This window comes from Thermomonospora curvata DSM 43183, from assembly GCF_000024385.1.
In the GTDB taxonomy this organism is placed as follows: Bacteria; Actinomycetota; Actinomycetes; order Streptosporangiales; family Streptosporangiaceae; genus Thermomonospora; species Thermomonospora curvata.
The window spans coordinates 4,041,667-4,056,501 of the sequence record NC_013510.1 but is presented as its reverse complement, the minus strand read 5'-3'; the positions used below and the strand labels follow the sequence as shown (position 1 = coordinate 4,056,501).

Below are 14,835 nucleotides of genomic sequence, written 5' to 3'. Positions count from 1 at the left end.
GACCGGTGAGCAAGAACGAAGAGCAGGACCGGGAACGGCTTTCGGTCAGTGCCCCCAAGGACTGGGCGGCCGGGCTCCCCGGCGTCGTCCACGCCCTGGAGTACTCCCTGGGCCAGACCTCGGTGCGGCGGACGGCTCTGACGCTGCTGAACGCCAACCAGGCCCAAGGGCTGGACTGCCCGGGATGCGCCTGGCCCGAAGGGCCGCGCCGGCACAAGAACGAGTACTGCGAAAACGGCGTCAAGCACATCACCGACGAGGCGACCTCGCGCCGGGTGGGTGCGGACTTCTTCCGCCGCCACCCCGTCTCGGAGCTGGACGGCAAGTCCGACCAGTGGCTCAACCAGCAGGGCCGGCTCACCGAACCGATGATCAAACGCCCCGGCTCCGACCACTACGAGCCGATCGGCTGGGACGAGGCGCTGCAGTTGGTGGCCGATGAGCTGCGCACCCTGGGCGACCCCAACCAGGCGATCTTCTACACCTCCGGCCGGCTGAGCAACGAGGCGGCCTTCCTGCTGCAGCTGTTCGCCCGCGCCTTCGGCACCAACAACCTGCCGGACTGCTCCGACATGTGCCATGAGTCCAGCGGCTGCGCCCTCACCGAGACGCTGGGCGTCGGCAAGGGCAGCGTCGGGCTGGAGGACTTCCACCGGGCCGACCTGGTCTTCGTCGTCGGGCAGAACCCGGGCACCAACCACCCGCGGATGCTGGCGACGCTGGAGGAGACCAAACGCCGCGGCGGCCAGGTGATCGCGGTCAACCCGCTGCCGGAGGCGGGCCTCAAACGCTTCAAACACCCCCAGAAGGTGCGCGGGATCGTCGGGCGCGGCACCCGCATCGCCGATGTGTTCCTGCAGATCAGGCCCGGCGGCGACCTGGCGCTGTTCCAGGCGCTCAACATGCTGCTGCTGCGGGCCGAGGAGGAAAGCCCCGGCACGGTGCTGGACCGGGAGTTCATCGACGCCCACACCACCGGGTTCGAAGAATTCGCCGCGCACGTCCGGCGGGTCACCTGGCCGCAGGTGCTGGAGGCCACCGGCCTGAGCCGCGAGCAGATCGAGGACGTGCACGCCCGGGTGCTGGCCAGTGAGCGGATCATCGTGTGCTGGGCGATGGGGCTGACCCAGCACCGGCACGGGGTGCCCACCATCCGGGAGATCGTCAACTTCCTGCTGCTGCGCGGCAACATCGGCCGTCCCGGCGCCGGGGTGTGCCCGGTGCGCGGGCACAGCAACGTCCAGGGCGACCGCACCATGGGCATCTGGGAGAAGCCGCCGAAATGGCTGCTGGAGGCGCTGGAGCGGGAGTTCGGCTTCACCCCGCCCGCCGAGCCCGGCCTGGACACCGTCAACGCCATCCGCGCGATGCGCGACGGCCGCGCCAAGATCTTCATAGGGGTGGGCGGCAACTTCGTGCGGGCCACCCCCGACAGCCGCGTCACCGAGCGGGCGCTGCGGTCCTGCCGGCTGACCGTGCAGATCTCCACCAAGCTCAACCGCTCCCACACCGTCTGCGGCCGGACCGCGCTGATCCTGCCCACGCTGGGCCGCACCGACCGGGACGTGCAGGCCTGCGGCGACCAGTTCGTGACGGTCGAGGACTCCATGAGCCAGGTGCACGCCTCCCGGGGACGGCTGCAACCCCCCTCCGGCACGCTGCTCAGCGAGGTCTCCATCATCAGCCGCCTGGCCCGCCTCACCCTGGGCGACCGGCCGGACCTGCCGTGGGAGGAGTTCGAGGCCGACTACGACACCATCCGCGACCGGATCGCCCGCGTCATCCCCGGTTTTGAAGACTTCAACGCCCGGGTCCGCGAGCCCGGCGGGTTCCGGCTGCCCAACCCCGTCAACAGCCGCACCTTCCGCACCCCCAGCGGCAAGGCCGTCTTCACCTGCAACGCCTTCACGATGCTGAAGGCGCCCAAGGGGCACCTGATCCTGCAGACGCTGCGTTCCCACGACCAGTGGAACACCGTCCCCTACACCTCCCACGACCGCTACCGCGGCATCCGCGGCTCCCGCCGCGTCGTGCTGGTCAACCCCGCCGACCTGGCCGAACTGGGAATCGCCGAGGGAAGCACGGTCGATCTGGTGAGCGTGTGGGAGGACGGCGGCGAACGCCGCGCCCCGGCCTTCACCGCGGTGCCCTACCCGACCCCGCGCGGCTCGGCCGCCGCCTACTACCCGGAGACCAACGTCCTGGTCCCCCTGGACAGCGTGGCCGAGCACAGCAACACGCCCACCTCCAAGGCCGTCGTGGTCCGGCTGGAGCCGGCGGGGGAGCGGAGCGCGTCATGGGCCGGGTGACCGCGCTGCGGCCGGTGCTGCGCGTCCGCGCCGAGCGGCGCTCCCACCGCCCCGACACCCTGGCCGTCGAGGAGCCCATGGAGATCCGCGTCGGCGGCCGGGCGCTGACGGTGACCATGCGCACTCCCGGGGACGACTTCGACCTGGCCGCCGGGTTCCTGGTGGCAGAGGGAGTCGTCCGCGCGGCAGAGGACATCGCCGGCATCCGCTACTGCGCGGGCGCCACCGCCGACGGCGCCAACACCTACAACGTCGTCGACGTGGCGTTGGCGCCCGGCGTGCCGCTGCCGGAGACCTCGCTGGAACGCAACTTCTACACCACCTCCTCCTGCGGCCTGTGCGGCAAGGCCGGCTTGGAGGCGGTGCGCACCACCGCGCCGTGGGACCTGACCGCAGACGACCTGCGGGTGTCCTGCCGGACCCTGGCCCTGCTGCCGGAGCGGCTGCGCGCCGCCCAGCGGGTGTTCGACAAGACCGGCGGCCTGCACGCCGCCGGCCTGTTCGCCCCCGACGGCGAGCTGCTGTGCCTGCGCGAGGACGTGGGACGCCACAACGCCGTCGACAAGGTCATCGGCCATGCGCTGCGCGCGGGGCGGCTGCCGCTGCGCGGCACGATCCTCATGGTCAGCGGCCGGGCCTCCTTCGAGCTGGTGCAAAAGGCGGTCATGGCGGGCATCCCGCTGCTGGCGGCGGTCTCGGCGCCGTCCTCCCTGGCCGTGGACCTGGCGCGGGAACAGGGCCTGACCCTGGTCGGCTTCCTGCGCGGCTCCTCGATGAACGTCTACACCGGCGCCGAACGGCTGCCGCCGCACCGCGGCCCGGCCCCCTCGGCCGTCTCCTGAAAAAAAACCCGGCGCCCCGGCGTTTGTGCAGCGTATCGGGGTTTTCGCGGCGCATTGCGGCAGGGGCCGAAGGTCCCATGGGCGTGTGACCTACGCCGCTGCCTGCGGCATGGGACGGCGGTTCACCCTGGAGTCAGAGGAGCTGACACCAGGAGCTGAACATGTCGAAGCTTTCCGATCCCGTCGTCGTCGGCACCGACGGCTCCGAAGCCGCCGACCGCGCTGTGGAGTGGGCTGCCGACGAGGCGGCCAGAAGGCATCGGCGGCTGCACATCGTGCACGCCGCGCAGCCCTGGGTCCCCGTGGCGCCGATGATGGCCCCGACCGAGGTGACCGTGGCGCTGGAGGAGGCCGGCAAGGAGATCCTGGAGGAGGCCCGCGAGCTGGCCTGCGACCGGCACCCGGAGCTGAAGGTCACCACCCAGCTGGTGCTGCGGTCGCCGGGCTATGCGCTCAGCGAGCAGGCCAGGTCGGCGTTCGAGATCGTCATCGGGCACCGCGGCGTGGGCGGGTTCTCCCGGCTGCTGCTGGGCTCGACCGGGCTGCGGGTGGCCGGCCATGTGCCCGGCCCGGTGGTCATCGTGCGCGGTGACGCCGGCCGGACCGGCGGGGACGTGGTGGTGGGGGTCGATCCGGGCGGCGAGTGCCGCACGGCGCTGGAGTACGCCTTCGACGCCGCCGCGCTGCGCGGCTCCCGGCTGCGGGTCGTGCACGGCTGGCGCCCGCCGGCGGTCACCGAGACGGGGTATGCGATGAATCTGCGGGACGCCGAAGAGGAGATCCGCTGGGCGCTGATCCGGGCGACCGCCCCGCTGCGCAAGAGCCACCCCGACATCGAGGTGGTCGAAGAGGTCGCCTACGACCATCCGGTCGCCGCGCTGACCGACGCCTCCCGCACGGCCGGCCTGGTGGTGGTGGGGGCCCGGGACCGCCACGGGCTCGGCGCGATCCGGATCGGCTCGGTCAGCCACGGCGTGATCCACCACGCCGACTGCCCGGTCGCCGTCGTCCGGCCGCGCTCTTGAGAGCGGAAGAGAAAACGCGTGAGGGGGACGCGATGAACAGGACCGCACACCGGCCGCACGGGGGAGCGACGATGCGGGCCGCCGCCGGAGACCGGCTCGTCATCGTCCGGTCGGGGCTGCACGAGCCGGTCCGCGACGGCGAGATCATCGAGGTGATCGGGCCCGACGGCACCCCGCCCTACCTGGTCCGCTGGGCCGACACCGGGCGGACCAGCCTCATCTACCCGGGCCCGGACGCCAGGGTCGTCCACTACGAGCATCCCGAGGACGGGTGAGAGCACGCACGCCGGGCGGTGTCGGCCTGCGGCGCCCGGCGCGCGGTGGGGCGGTCCTGCGGGGCCGCCCCGGCCAAGGCCGCAAGGGCCCTACAGCGGGACCTCCCAGCAGCCGCCGGGATCGATGACGGCCGAGCGTCCCGCATGAGCGACCCGGATGGGGGAGGCGGCGCTGGGCCGCACCCGCACCCGCAGCCGTTCATGGTCGCAGGCCAGATCGATGCCCCAGTGGCCCCGGTAGCGCAGGCCCAGCCGCAGCGCGGTGATCTCCTTGGGCGGGCGGGGGTCGATGCACAAGGTGTCGCCGCAAGTGGAGATGCCCGCATAGCAGCGCTGGACGAGATCGACGGTGCCGGCCATGGCGCCCAGGTGGATGCCTTCGGCGGTGGTTCCGCCCTGGATGTCGGCGATGTCGCTGTGCAGGGCCTCCTGGAAGAACCGCCAGGAGTCCGCATCGCCGGTGCGGGCCAGGATCCAGGCGTGCACCACCGCGCTCAGCGATGACCCGTCGCAGGTGCGGGGCAGGTAGTAGCGGATCGTCCGGGGGATCAGGTCCGGGCCGGAGTCGACGCCGAGCCCGGTGAGGACGGAGCCGAGCTCGCCGGGCGACAGCAGGTAGCACAGCATCAGCACGTCGGGCTGTTTGGACGCCTTGTACCGGTTGACGGTGTCGCCCTCGGCCTCCAGGATCCGGTCCAGGCGGCGGATGTCCCCATAGCGCGCCCGGTAGCCCTCCCAGTCGAGCTCTTCCAGTTCCCCGTAGCCTTCGAACTGGCTGATCACCCCGTCGTGGAAGGGCACTTTGAGCTTGCGGGCGACCTCCTCGAAGTGCTCCAGCTCCCCGCGGGTCAGCATCAGGTCCTCCCGCAGCTCGGCCTCCCGTTCCGGCGGCAGCAGCGCCAGCACCTCCAGGGCCCGGCGCAGCACCCAGGCGGTCATCACGTTGGTGTAGGCGTTGTTGTCCAGGCCGGGCTCGTCGCGGTCCGGGTAGGCGTCGTGGTATTCGTCGGGTCCCATGACGCCGCGGATCTCATAGCGGTCCTCGACCCGGTTGTAGACGGCCAGGTCGGCGAAGTAGCGGGCGATCTCCAGCAGCATCTCGGCGCCGTACTCGGCCAGGAACTCGGTGTCGCCGGTGGCCTCGTGGAAGCGCCACACGTTGTAGGCGATGGCCAGCCCCACGTGGCGCTGCAGGTGGGTGTGGTCGGGCAGCCACCGCCCCGAGCGGGGGTTCAGGTGCAGCCGCTGGGTCTGCTCGGTGCCGTCGCTGCCGCTCTGCCACGGGTAGCAGGCGCCGCGCAGGCCCGCCCGGCGCGCCGCCCAGCGGGCCTCCGGCAGCCGGCGCCAGCGGTACATCAGCAGCGCCCGGGCGATCTCGGGGAACCGCATGGCCAAAAACGGCAGGATGAACAGCTCGTCCCAGAACACATGCCCCCGGTAGGCCTCGCCGTGCAGCCCCCGCGCCGGAACGCCCACGTCCAGGTCCACCGAGTGCTCGGAGACCGTCTGCAGCAGATGGAACATGTGCAGGTTGAGGATCCGCTGGGTGTCGTCGTGGTCCACGCGGATCTGGCAGCGCCGCCACAGCCGGTCCCAGGCCAGCACGTGCCGTTCCAGCAGCTCATCGAACGAGCCGGCGCGCTCGGCCCAGCGCCGGGCCGCGATGGCGCACTCTTCGATCGCATGGTCGCGCGAGGTGGCGATCGCGGCGACCTTCTCCACGGTGACGGGGGTGCCCTGGACGGCGTCCAGGGACAGCTCCCAGGTCGCCGCCTGCGGTTCGCGCAGCAGCCGGCGCCCGGTCTCGGCGGCGCTGCGCACCCGCACCGCGGTGGCGACGCCGATCCGGGAGGTGACCGTCGTGGTGCGCAGGCACAGCACGTCGCCGTGCTCGCAGATCTCATCCACCTCCAGGTGCCGGTTGCTGAGCCCCCGGTAGCGGGCCACGCCCGTGTTGCGCACCCGGCCGTCCAGCCGGCAGCGCACCTGCAGCGGGCCGCTCCAGTTCTCCGGCAGCACCGCGGTCTCCATCGCCGCCAGGTGCGGCTGGTCCATCGACACCAGCCGGCGCTGGGTGATCTGGGTGCACCGGCCGGCCGGGTCGGTGAGGCGGACGATCCGGGTCAGCACCCCGCGCCGCATGTCCAGCTCCTGCCGGTAGGACAGCAGGTGCCCGGCGCGGTGGGCGGCGTCCAGGTCGAACCAGGGGCCCTCGGGGCCGATCCGGAAGGTCAGCGCCGTCCAGTCCGGGGTGTTGACCAGGTCTTCGTTGTCCACCGAGCGCCCGGCGACCTGCGAGGTCAGCCGGTTGTAGACACCGGCCACATAGGTGCCCGGGTAGTGGACGCCGTCGGCGACCGACTCCGGGGCCGCCCCGCGGGTGGCGAAGTAGCCGTTGCCCAGCGTGCACAGCGCCTCCCTGACCCCTTCGGCGGCCGGGTCGTAGGAGTCGTAGGACAGCAGCCAGCGGCTCATCGTCGCTCACCCCCGTGCCCCGCCTCCTACCCCCGCCCGGCTGTCTTTCGCATCGCCGCGGGCCGATTGCCGGACGGAGATGCGGGCACAGGACCAACGACTCTGGGTACCGGTCGTCCCGGCGAGGTGCCATGGAGGTGTGGGAACGACCGAGGAGGCGCGATGGGGCGCTATGCGCAGGTGCTCGTCGGTTACGACGGGACGAAGGAAAGCGAGCTGGCCATCAGATGGGCGGTGGAGGAGGCCCGCAAACGCCGGCTGGACTTGACGGTCTGCCACGCCTGGCGCTGGCCGTACCCGATCAGCTACATCGACTACGAGGGCGTGGCCATCGTCAAGCGGATGGGGCGGCATCTGCTGCAGCACGGCGTCGAGCTCGCCGAGAGCCTGGCCCCCGGCCTGAAGGTGCACCGGCGCCTGGTGGACGGCCCCGCCGCGCCGGCGCTGCTGCACGAGGGCGCCGAGGGGATCATCGTGCTCGGCTCGCATGAGCGGGAGGAGCTGCCGGTGGGGTCCTCGGCGCTGCAGGTGCCGGCCCACGCCCGCGGCCCGGTGCTGGTGGTCCGGGCTCCCGGCACGCCGACCGACGGCCGCGTGGTGGTCGGGGTGGACGACTCGCCGGGGTCGCAGGCCGCGCTGGAGTTCGCCTTCGAGGAGGCGGCGCTGCGGGGCTGGCAGGTCGAGGCGGTCTCCGGGTGCTGGGAGCCGGGCGGCGTGGCCGGCACCGAGATCGCGCTGTTCGCCGACCGGGAGAAGCTGGAGCAGGTGTGCGGCGCCCGGCTGCAGCGCGCCGTCGCCCCCTGGCTGGTGAAGTACCCGCAGGTGGCGACGCGCACCTCGCTGGTGCTGGAAGAGCCCCGGCGGGCGCTGCTGGGCGCGGCCAAGGGCGCCGACATGGTGGTGGTGGGCGCCCGCGGCGAGCGCGGCCCGAACCTGCAGCCGCTGGGCGCGACCGCGATGGCGATGCTGCAGATGGCGCCCTGCACGGTGGCGGTGGTGCATCCCTGAACGGCGGCGGGCCGCCCATGATCCATGGACGGCCCGCGCGAGCGGCCTCTTTCACACGCCGCTGACCTGCAGCTCCCGCTGCGGCTGCGGTGCGGCCGGAGCGGGACGGTTGAGCTTTTCGCCCTCCACGTCCACCTCGGGCAGCACCTTGTCGAGCCGGCGCGGCAGCCACCAGGCGGCCTTGCCGAGCAGGGCCAGCACCGCCGGGACGATGGTCATGCGCACCGCGAAGGCGTCGAAGAGCACGGCGATGGCCAGCCCAAAGCCGATCATCTTGACCATCGGGTCGGAGAAGCCGATGAAGCCGGCGAACACGCTGATCATGATGATGGCGGCGGCGGTGACCACCCGGGCGCTGTGGGCGAAGCCGGTGACCACGGCCTGCCGGGCGTCCTCGCCGTGCACGCAGGCCTCGCGGATCCGGGTGACCAGGAAGACCTCATAGTCCATGGCCAGCCCGAACACCACGCCGACCAGGAAGATCGGCATCATGCTCATCACCGGGCCGGTGACCTCCACGCCCAGCGGGTCCTTCAGCCAGCCCCACTGGAACACCGCCACCACGGCGCCCAGCGAGGCCAGCACCGACAGCAGGAAGCCCAGCGCCGCCTTGAGCGGGACTAGCAGCGAGCGGAACACCAGGATCAGCAGCAGGAAGGCCAGCCCGACCACCAGCGCCAGGTAGGGGATCAGCGCGTCGTCGAGCTTTTGCGACATGTCGATGGCCACCGCGGTCTGGCCGGTGACCAGCACCCGCGCCCCGGTGGCGGCCTTGACCTCGGCGGCGGTGCCGCGGATGGCGCGCACCAGCTTTTCGGTGCGGTCGTCGGCCGGGCCGGAGGCGGGGATGACGGTGATCATCGCGGTGTCCCCGGCCCGGTTGAAGGCGGGCGGCAGCACCGCGGCCACGTTCGGCATGCCGCTGATCTGCTGGGCGACCCGGGCGGCGGCGCCCTGGGGGTCCTTGGCGCCGGCGGCGTCCACCACGGTCACCAGCGGGCCGTTGAAGCCGGGACCGAAACCCTTCGACAGCAGGTCATAGGCCCTGCGCTGGGTGGTGGAGACCGGCTGGGAGCCGTCGTCGGGCAACCCGAGCCGCATGTCGGCGGCGGGAATGGCGATCACGCCGAGCGCGGCGACGGTGACCAGCAGCACCGGCACCGGGAAGCGCAGCACCAGGCGGGCCCAGCGGGCGCCCAGGCCGTCCCCTTCGGGCCGGGCGCCCTTTGCGCGCCGGGAGCGGGGCAGCACCTTGTCGCCGGCGAATCCCAGCAGCGCGGGGATGAGGGTGAGCGCGACCAGCACGGCGACCACCACCGCGGCCGCGGCGGCCAGCCCCATCTTGGTCAGCAGCGGAATGCCGACCACCGCCAGGCCGGCCAGCGCGATGACGACCGTCAGCCCGGCGAACACCACCGCCGACCCGGCGGTGCCGGTCGCCCGGCCCGCCGCCTCCGCCGCATCGCGCCCTTCGGCCAGCTCGGCGCGGTGGCGGGAGACGATGAACAGGGCGTAGTCGATGCCGACCGCCAGCCCGATCATGGTCGCCAGGATCGGGGTGGTGTCGTCCAGCTCCAGCGGGGCGCTCAGCGCGGTGACGGCCGCCACCGCCACCCCGATGCCCACCAGCGCCGTCAGCAGCGGCAGCCCGGCGGCGATCAGCGACCCGAAGGTCACCAGCAGCACCACCGCCGCGACCGCCACGCCGATCGCCTCGGTGGCGCCGCCCTCGGGCGCGGCCGACAGGGCGTCCCCGCCGACCTCCACGGTCAGGCCGCCGCCGCGGGCCTTGTGCACGGCCTCCTGCAGCGCGTCGCGGTCGGCCTCGCTCAGCTCGATCGACGGCACCCGGTAGGAGACCTGGATGTAGGCGATGGAGGCGTCCGGGCTGATCGCCTTGGCCCGGTAGGGGTCGGTGACGGCCTGCACCTTGGGCAGCGCCTGCAGCTCCGCCAGCGCCTTGTGGACTTCGGCCCGGGCCGCCGGGTCGGTGATCTTCCGGTCACCGCGGGCCTGGAACACCACGCGGGCCGTGGCGCCGTCGGCGTTGCTTCCGGGGAAGCGCCGGTCCAGCAGGTCGAAGGCCTGCTGGGCCTGGGTGCCGGGGATGGAGAACTGCCCGGAGGCCGCCGGCGGCGCCAGGAAGGCGGCGGCCGCGGCCGCCGCCAGCAGCACCGCCCACACCAGGGCGACCAGCCGTCTTCTGCGGAAGGCGAAGCGGCCCAGCCGGTAGAGCAACGTGGCCATCGGTGACGAACTCCCGTCGAGATCGATGCAGGGGAAGGGACACAACGGGGTGGAACGGCCGCGTCCGCGGGGCGCGGGTGCGCGGCGACGCCGGCCGGTCACCGGCATGCGCGACGGCGCGGAGTGTGTTCTCCGGCCGCCGGGCGGGGGAGAGGGGATCGAAGATCAGTCGCCGGCGGCACGGCCCGGAGCGGCTGTGCGGCCGCCAGGGGGCCGGCTCGGGGGAGCCGGCGGGCGGACGCCTGTCAGGACAGCCCGAGGGCGGGCAGCACCGCGGCGTCGATGTAGCGCACCAGGTAGGCGGCGTCGGCGTCGCGGTCCTCCACCAGGGCCCGTCCCACCATGGCGCCCAGCACCATGTGCGGGACGAACTGCGCGGCCGGCACGTCCGGGGCCAGCTCGCCCCGCCGCACCGCCCGGTCCAGCATCCCGCGCAGCGCGGTCAGCTCGGGTTCGACCAGCAGCGCCCGCACCGCCTGCAGCAGCTCGGGGTCCTGGTGCATGGCGTGTCCCAGCGCCCGGACCAGCTCCATGTCGCGCAGCGCCACCTCGCCCAGGCGCCGGGCCAGCTCCCGTAGGTCGCCGGCCAAGGTCCCGGTGTCGATATGGGTGATCGACACCGGTTCGGCGTGCCGCAGCGCGCTGGCCACCAGTTCCGGCTTGCCGCGCCACTGCCGGTACAGCGTGGCCTTGCTGGAGCGGGCGCGGGCCGCGATCGCGTCCATCGTCAGCGCCTCGTACCCGACCTCGCGCAGCAGGTCGAGCACCGCCGTGAACAGCTCTTGTTCCCGCTCCGGCGACAGTCGGGTCCGACGCTCTGCCACAAGGACCGACTCTACCGTTACGACCCCCTCTCAATGAGTACGAAACGGTTTCGTACTCATTGAGGATAAAAGCCGGGCCGGTGCCGCACGGAGCTTTTCGAAGGGTGAGCTGAGTCTCTCTTTCCGCCCGGCCACCGGGGGATCAGCCCGGCCGCAGCACCCCGAAGTCGCCGAACTGCATGGTGATCTGGAACGTCCGGGAGGTCAGCAGCCAGCCGCCGGCGGTGCGCACCCAGCGGTCGTCGTACTCGCCGAAGCACTCATAGTGGCGGCCCTCCATGGGGCCGGCGCCCAGGTGCATGACCCGCGCGTAGGTCAGCGACCGCGCCCGGTCGCCGTCGATGCGCACCCGGTGGTTGCCCAGCAGGTGCTGGGACGGGCCGCAGCCGCCCAGATGGCGGCGGACGACGGCGACGATCTCCGCCCGTCCGGTGCGGCCGTAGCCGGTGGCGTCCTCGGTGAACATCGCGCCGATCGCCGCCCAGTCCCGGCGGTCCAGCGCGGCGGCCAGTTCGGCCAGCCGCTCGATGATCTGCTCGCGGTCGCCCATCACGCCCGTGGCCCCTGCGGCAGGTGGCGCACCGCGCCGGGGAAGCAGGAGGCCAGCAGGTCGGGGGACTCCTTGCGGCCGTCCAGCACGCGGTTGGTGCGCTCGACGGCGCGCCAGCCGGCCGCGGTGCGGCGCAGCCGCCAGCGGTTGGCGGTGGCGCGGCGCAGCGTGAAGCCGTCCGGGGTGTTGACGATCATGAGGGTGTAGCCGACCGCGGTGGCCTCATCGCCGTCCACCGTGACGTGGGGCGGGCCGATGAAGTGGGCACAGCCCCCGGCGATCCAGCCCTGGTGGTTGCGGGAGCGCACCATCGCGGCGATCTCCCGCCGCCCGTTCATCAGCAGCTCGTCGACGTCGTAGACGCCCTCGGGCTCCCACAGCTCGGCCACGGCCTGCGCGCAGCCGCTGTCGACCAGCGGGCCATAGGACAGGATCAGGCGGGTGATCTCCCGCTCGTCCTCCAGCAGCCGCAGCCGCTCTTCCAGCGCCCGCAGCCGCTCCTCCAGCGCCTCCCGCCGCGGCTCGGCGTCGGCCATCGCAACCTCCTGACGACTTGCTCGGTAGGGGCGGGCCGGACGAGCGCGGCGCGGGCTCGTCCGGCCCGGGGTGCAGCCGGAGAACGGGGTCAGTCCCCGGCGAAGGACAGACCCTGGCTCTGGCCCAGCTCGCGCAGGGCGGCCAGCTGGTCGCAGTAGTGGTCGGCCGAGGTGGCCGTCAGGCGGACGCCGGCGATGGTCGCGCCGGCCTTGCGCAGCCGCTCCAGCGCGGTGCGCGCCGCCTCGGGGGAGCCGAGCGGGTCCAGCGGGCGGCCGGGGCTCAGCACCACCTCGAAACCCTCGGGCGCGTCGGCCTTGGCGAGCATCTCGGCGAGCGTGTCCAGGGGCAGGCCGAAGGGGACCCAGCCGTCCCCGAGCGTGACGGCGCGGCGCAGCGAGCGGGCGGTGCGCCCGCCGATCCAGATCGGCACCCGCTCGCGCACGGCGTGCGGCTCGACGACGAAGCCGGAGAAGTCGTAGTGCTCGCCGTGGAAGCTCGGCTCTCGCCGGCCCCAGGCGGCGCGCAGCGCGGCGATGGCCTCGTCGGCGCGCGGGCCGCGGCCTTCGAAGGGGGCGCCCAGCAGCGCGAACTCCTCGGCCAGGCTGCCCACGCCCAGCCCGAGCACCAGCCGCCCGCCGCTGACGCGGTCCAGCGTGCCGTAGCGCTTGGCGATGGCCAGCGGGTGGTGGTAGCCGAGCACCAGCACCTGCGTGGCCAGCCGGATGCGGCGGGTGCGGGCGGCCAGGTAGCCGAAGGTCGCCAGCGGGTCCCAGTAGACGCCGCCGCGCTGCGCGGCGGCCTCGGTGGGCACGGCCACATGCTCGCTGCAGGTCAGGTGGTGGTAGCCGAGCCGGTCGGCGGCCTCGGCGATCCGGCCGAGCTCCTCGATGCCGGCGCTGTGCTCCCACGGGGAGTGTGCTCCCGGCGGCTGGGCCACCACCGGTGTGACGATGCCGATGCGCATGTGCCCCCCTCCAGGCTGTGACAAGAAAACGTTCTAGTAGCAACGTCCGCGCTGTCTCGTGAGGCGTCTCACTCAACGGAACGGACAAAGCGCTATAAACACGACATCAACTGGTGTCTTCCCTGGGAAGAGACTGCTTGCTAGATTCGTGTCACAAGAATTCATTTCAGTCGTCTGGGAGGTGCGATGAGCGAGTCCACGGCAGCCCCCGCAGTGCGCCGCGACCCGCCGCCGTCGATGGTCGAGCGAATGACCTTGATCCTGGACGCCTTCACCGGCCGCTCGGTCCGGCTGACCCTGGAGGACGTGGCACGGCACACCGGCCTGCCGCGCTCGACCGCGCACCGCATCCTCGACCAGCTGGTCCGCCAGCGCTGGCTGGAGCACAACTCCTACGGCTACGCCCTCGGGCCGCGGGCGCTGAGTCTCGGTGGCCGGGACGGCGGGCACGGCAAGATCCGCGAGGCCGCCGCGCCGCTGCTGCACGAGCTGCAGATCACCACCGGGCTGGTGGCCCACCTGGCCGTGCTGGACGGCGCCCACGTCTTCTACCTGGACAAGGTCGGCGGACGGTTCGCCAGCTCGGTGCCCTCCCGGGTCGGCGGACGGGCCCCGGCCCACTCCACCGCGCTGGGCAAGGCGATGCTGGCCTGGCTGGAGCCCGAGCAGGTCGACGCCCGGCTCGGCGGCGCCCTGAACCGGCTGACCAACCGCACCATCGGCGAGCTGGCCACCCTTCACCAGGAGCTGCACCGCATCCGCCGGCGCCGCGGCCTGGCCTTCGAGCGGGGCGAGACCTTCCCCGGCATCGCCTGCGTGGCCGCCGCCATCCGCGGCCCCGAAGGGCCGGTGGCCGGCATCTCCCTGGTCGGCGACATCCGCACCCCGCTGGAGAACGTCGCCCCGCTGGTGGCCGCCGCCGCCCGTGAGGCGTCCCAGACCCTCTTCCCGTCCACGGCGCCGGCGCGCCGCCCCCGCGCCCGGCGGGCGGAGTTCGCCCCGCCCGCCGAGGACTCCTGGTCTCCCGAGACGCTGAACCGCCTGCTGGCGATGGACGGCCGCGGCGAGTGGATGTGACCGCGGCGCTGCGGTGACCTCAGCCCCACCGATCGCCCCTGGCCCACGGGTCGGGGGCGATCGGGGCGTCCGGCTCGTCGATGCCGAACCGGCTGCGGAAGAACAACAGCGGACGCCGCCCCTCGTTCCCCGGGGGACGCTCACAGCTCAGCACCCGTCCGATCACCACGTCGTGGTCGCCGGCCACGTGCACGTCCTGCACCACCGCGTGCACGCGCAGCAGCACATCGGGCAGCGCCGGCGCGCCCCACGGCGACGGCTCCCACTCCAGCCCCTGGAACTTGCGGCCCTTGCTCGACCCGAAGCGCTCGCACAGCTCCCGCTGGTCCTCGGCCAGGATGTTCACGCAGAACCGGCCGCTGGCCCGGATGCGCGGCCAGGACCGGCCGCGGTGATCGGCGCAGAACAGCACCAGCGGCGGCTCCAGGGACACCGACGCAAACGACTGGCAGGCGAAACCCACCGGCTCGCCCCCGTCGAGGCCGGTGACCACGGTGACGCCGGTGGCGAACTCGGCCATGGCCCGCCGGAACTCCACCGGCGCGGGCGGCGCGGCGTGACCGGGATCGGTGGTGATCGCTGGCTCGGCTGGCATGGATTCCCCTCGGGTGCTCGGCGGGCCGCGTCGGGCGTTGACGATCAGGAACGTAGGCCGCCCTCGTTACCGAGGGAAAGGGCATCCCGTTGAGTGGAAGACCACTC

Annotated in this window: 13 protein-coding genes; 6 read left to right on the top strand and 7 right to left on the bottom strand. The window is 72.9% G+C overall.

What is annotated here, in order from left to right; all coding sequences use genetic code 11:
- The first annotated feature begins 5 nt into the window (after window positions 1-5).
- From TCUR_RS17410 to TCUR_RS17395, 4 genes are all read left to right on the top strand, one after another.
- A complete protein-coding gene (locus TCUR_RS17410; protein ID WP_012853855.1) occupies window positions 6-2,309 on the top strand; it encodes an FdhF/YdeP family oxidoreductase in 2,304 nt (767 codons plus the stop codon).
- Window positions 2,297-3,151, top strand: coding sequence for a formate dehydrogenase accessory sulfurtransferase FdhD (gene fdhD / locus TCUR_RS17405; protein ID WP_012853854.1), 855 nt, complete (start codon window positions 2,297-2,299; stop codon window positions 3,149-3,151). Before TCUR_RS17410 ends, fdhD begins: the two co-directional genes overlap by 13 nt.
- A gap of 161 nt (window positions 3,152-3,312) precedes the next feature.
- The gene (locus TCUR_RS17400) at window positions 3,313-4,176 is read left to right on the top strand and encodes a universal stress protein (protein ID WP_012853853.1); all 864 of its coding nucleotides are present in this window, start codon (window positions 3,313-3,315) and stop codon (window positions 4,174-4,176) included.
- A 32-nt stretch (window positions 4,177-4,208) separates the two neighbouring features.
- Complete coding sequence (locus tag TCUR_RS17395; RefSeq protein ID WP_245536888.1) at window positions 4,209-4,451, top strand: DUF1918 domain-containing protein; 243 nt, start codon at window positions 4,209-4,211, stop codon at window positions 4,449-4,451.
- Window positions 4,452-4,541: 90 nt separating this feature from the next.
- Here the strand turns inward: TCUR_RS17395 and TCUR_RS17390 are convergent, their stop codons facing one another.
- Window positions 4,542-6,926 (bottom strand): glycoside hydrolase family 65 protein, encoded by a 2,385-nt coding sequence (locus tag TCUR_RS17390; RefSeq protein WP_012853851.1) that lies wholly within the window; start codon window positions 6,924-6,926, stop codon window positions 4,542-4,544.
- Between the two features lie 162 nt (window positions 6,927-7,088).
- Between TCUR_RS17390 and TCUR_RS17385 the strand changes: the two genes are divergently transcribed.
- A complete protein-coding gene (locus TCUR_RS17385) occupies window positions 7,089-7,934 on the top strand; it encodes a universal stress protein (protein ID WP_012853850.1) in 846 nt (281 codons plus the stop codon).
- 51 nt (window positions 7,935-7,985) lie between these two features.
- Here the strand turns inward: TCUR_RS17385 and TCUR_RS17380 are convergent, their stop codons facing one another.
- The 5 genes from TCUR_RS17380 to TCUR_RS17360 form a co-directional block, all read right to left on the bottom strand.
- The gene (locus tag TCUR_RS17380) at window positions 7,986-10,181 is read right to left on the bottom strand and encodes an MMPL family transporter (RefSeq protein ID WP_012853849.1); all 2,196 of its coding nucleotides are present in this window, start codon (window positions 10,179-10,181) and stop codon (window positions 7,986-7,988) included.
- A gap of 245 nt (window positions 10,182-10,426) precedes the next feature.
- A complete protein-coding gene (locus TCUR_RS17375) occupies window positions 10,427-11,005 on the bottom strand; it encodes a TetR/AcrR family transcriptional regulator (protein WP_012853848.1) in 579 nt (192 codons plus the stop codon).
- A 142-nt stretch (window positions 11,006-11,147) separates the two neighbouring features.
- Window positions 11,148-11,555, bottom strand: coding sequence for a nuclear transport factor 2 family protein (locus TCUR_RS17370; RefSeq protein WP_012853847.1), 408 nt, complete (start codon window positions 11,553-11,555; stop codon window positions 11,148-11,150).
- A complete protein-coding gene (locus tag TCUR_RS17365; RefSeq protein WP_012853846.1) occupies window positions 11,555-12,091 on the bottom strand; it encodes a nuclear transport factor 2 family protein in 537 nt (178 codons plus the stop codon). Before TCUR_RS17365 ends, TCUR_RS17370 begins: the two co-directional genes overlap by 1 nt.
- Before the next feature lie 89 nt (window positions 12,092-12,180).
- Window positions 12,181-13,056: an LLM class F420-dependent oxidoreductase gene (locus tag TCUR_RS17360; protein WP_012853845.1), complete on the bottom strand. Its 876-nt coding sequence runs from the start codon at window positions 13,054-13,056 to the stop codon at window positions 12,181-12,183.
- 186 nt (window positions 13,057-13,242) lie between these two features.
- Here TCUR_RS17360 and TCUR_RS17355 point away from each other — a divergent pair, with 186 nt between their 5' ends.
- Window positions 13,243-14,133: an IclR family transcriptional regulator gene (locus TCUR_RS17355; protein WP_012853844.1), complete on the top strand. Its 891-nt coding sequence runs from the start codon at window positions 13,243-13,245 to the stop codon at window positions 14,131-14,133.
- 19 nt (window positions 14,134-14,152) lie between these two features.
- On the opposite strand, the gene TCUR_RS17350 is transcribed toward TCUR_RS17355, so the two are convergent.
- Window positions 14,153-14,728, bottom strand: coding sequence for a flavin reductase family protein (locus TCUR_RS17350; protein WP_012853843.1), 576 nt, complete (start codon window positions 14,726-14,728; stop codon window positions 14,153-14,155).
- Between the last annotated feature and the right edge of the window lie 107 nt (window positions 14,729-14,835).

Bases quoted from the DNA above. Each gene is read 5' to 3' on its own strand.
- fdhD (WP_012853854.1), top strand. From the start codon at position 2,297: ATGGGCCGGGTGACCGCGCTGCGGCCGGTGCTGCGCGTCCGCGCCGAG.
- TCUR_RS17400 (WP_012853853.1), top strand. From the start codon at position 3,313: ATGTCGAAGCTTTCCGATCCCGTCGTCGTCGGCACCGACGGCTCCGAA.
- TCUR_RS17395 (WP_245536888.1), top strand. From the start codon at position 4,209: ATGAACAGGACCGCACACCGGCCGCACGGGGGAGCGACGATGCGGGCC.
- TCUR_RS17390 (WP_012853851.1), bottom strand. From the start codon at position 6,926: ATGAGCCGCTGGCTGCTGTCCTACGACTCCTACGACCCGGCCGCCGAA.
- TCUR_RS17385 (WP_012853850.1), top strand. From the start codon at position 7,089: ATGGGGCGCTATGCGCAGGTGCTCGTCGGTTACGACGGGACGAAGGAA.
- TCUR_RS17380 (WP_012853849.1), bottom strand. From the start codon at position 10,181: ATGGCCACGTTGCTCTACCGGCTGGGCCGCTTCGCCTTCCGCAGAAGA.
- TCUR_RS17370 (WP_012853847.1), bottom strand. From the start codon at position 11,555: ATGGGCGACCGCGAGCAGATCATCGAGCGGCTGGCCGAACTGGCCGCC.
- TCUR_RS17365 (WP_012853846.1), bottom strand. From the start codon at position 12,091: ATGGCCGACGCCGAGCCGCGGCGGGAGGCGCTGGAGGAGCGGCTGCGG.
- TCUR_RS17360 (WP_012853845.1), bottom strand. From the start codon at position 13,056: ATGCGCATCGGCATCGTCACACCGGTGGTGGCCCAGCCGCCGGGAGCA.
- TCUR_RS17355 (WP_012853844.1), top strand. From the start codon at position 13,243: ATGAGCGAGTCCACGGCAGCCCCCGCAGTGCGCCGCGACCCGCCGCCG.
- TCUR_RS17350 (WP_012853843.1), bottom strand. From the start codon at position 14,728: ATGCCAGCCGAGCCAGCGATCACCACCGATCCCGGTCACGCCGCGCCG.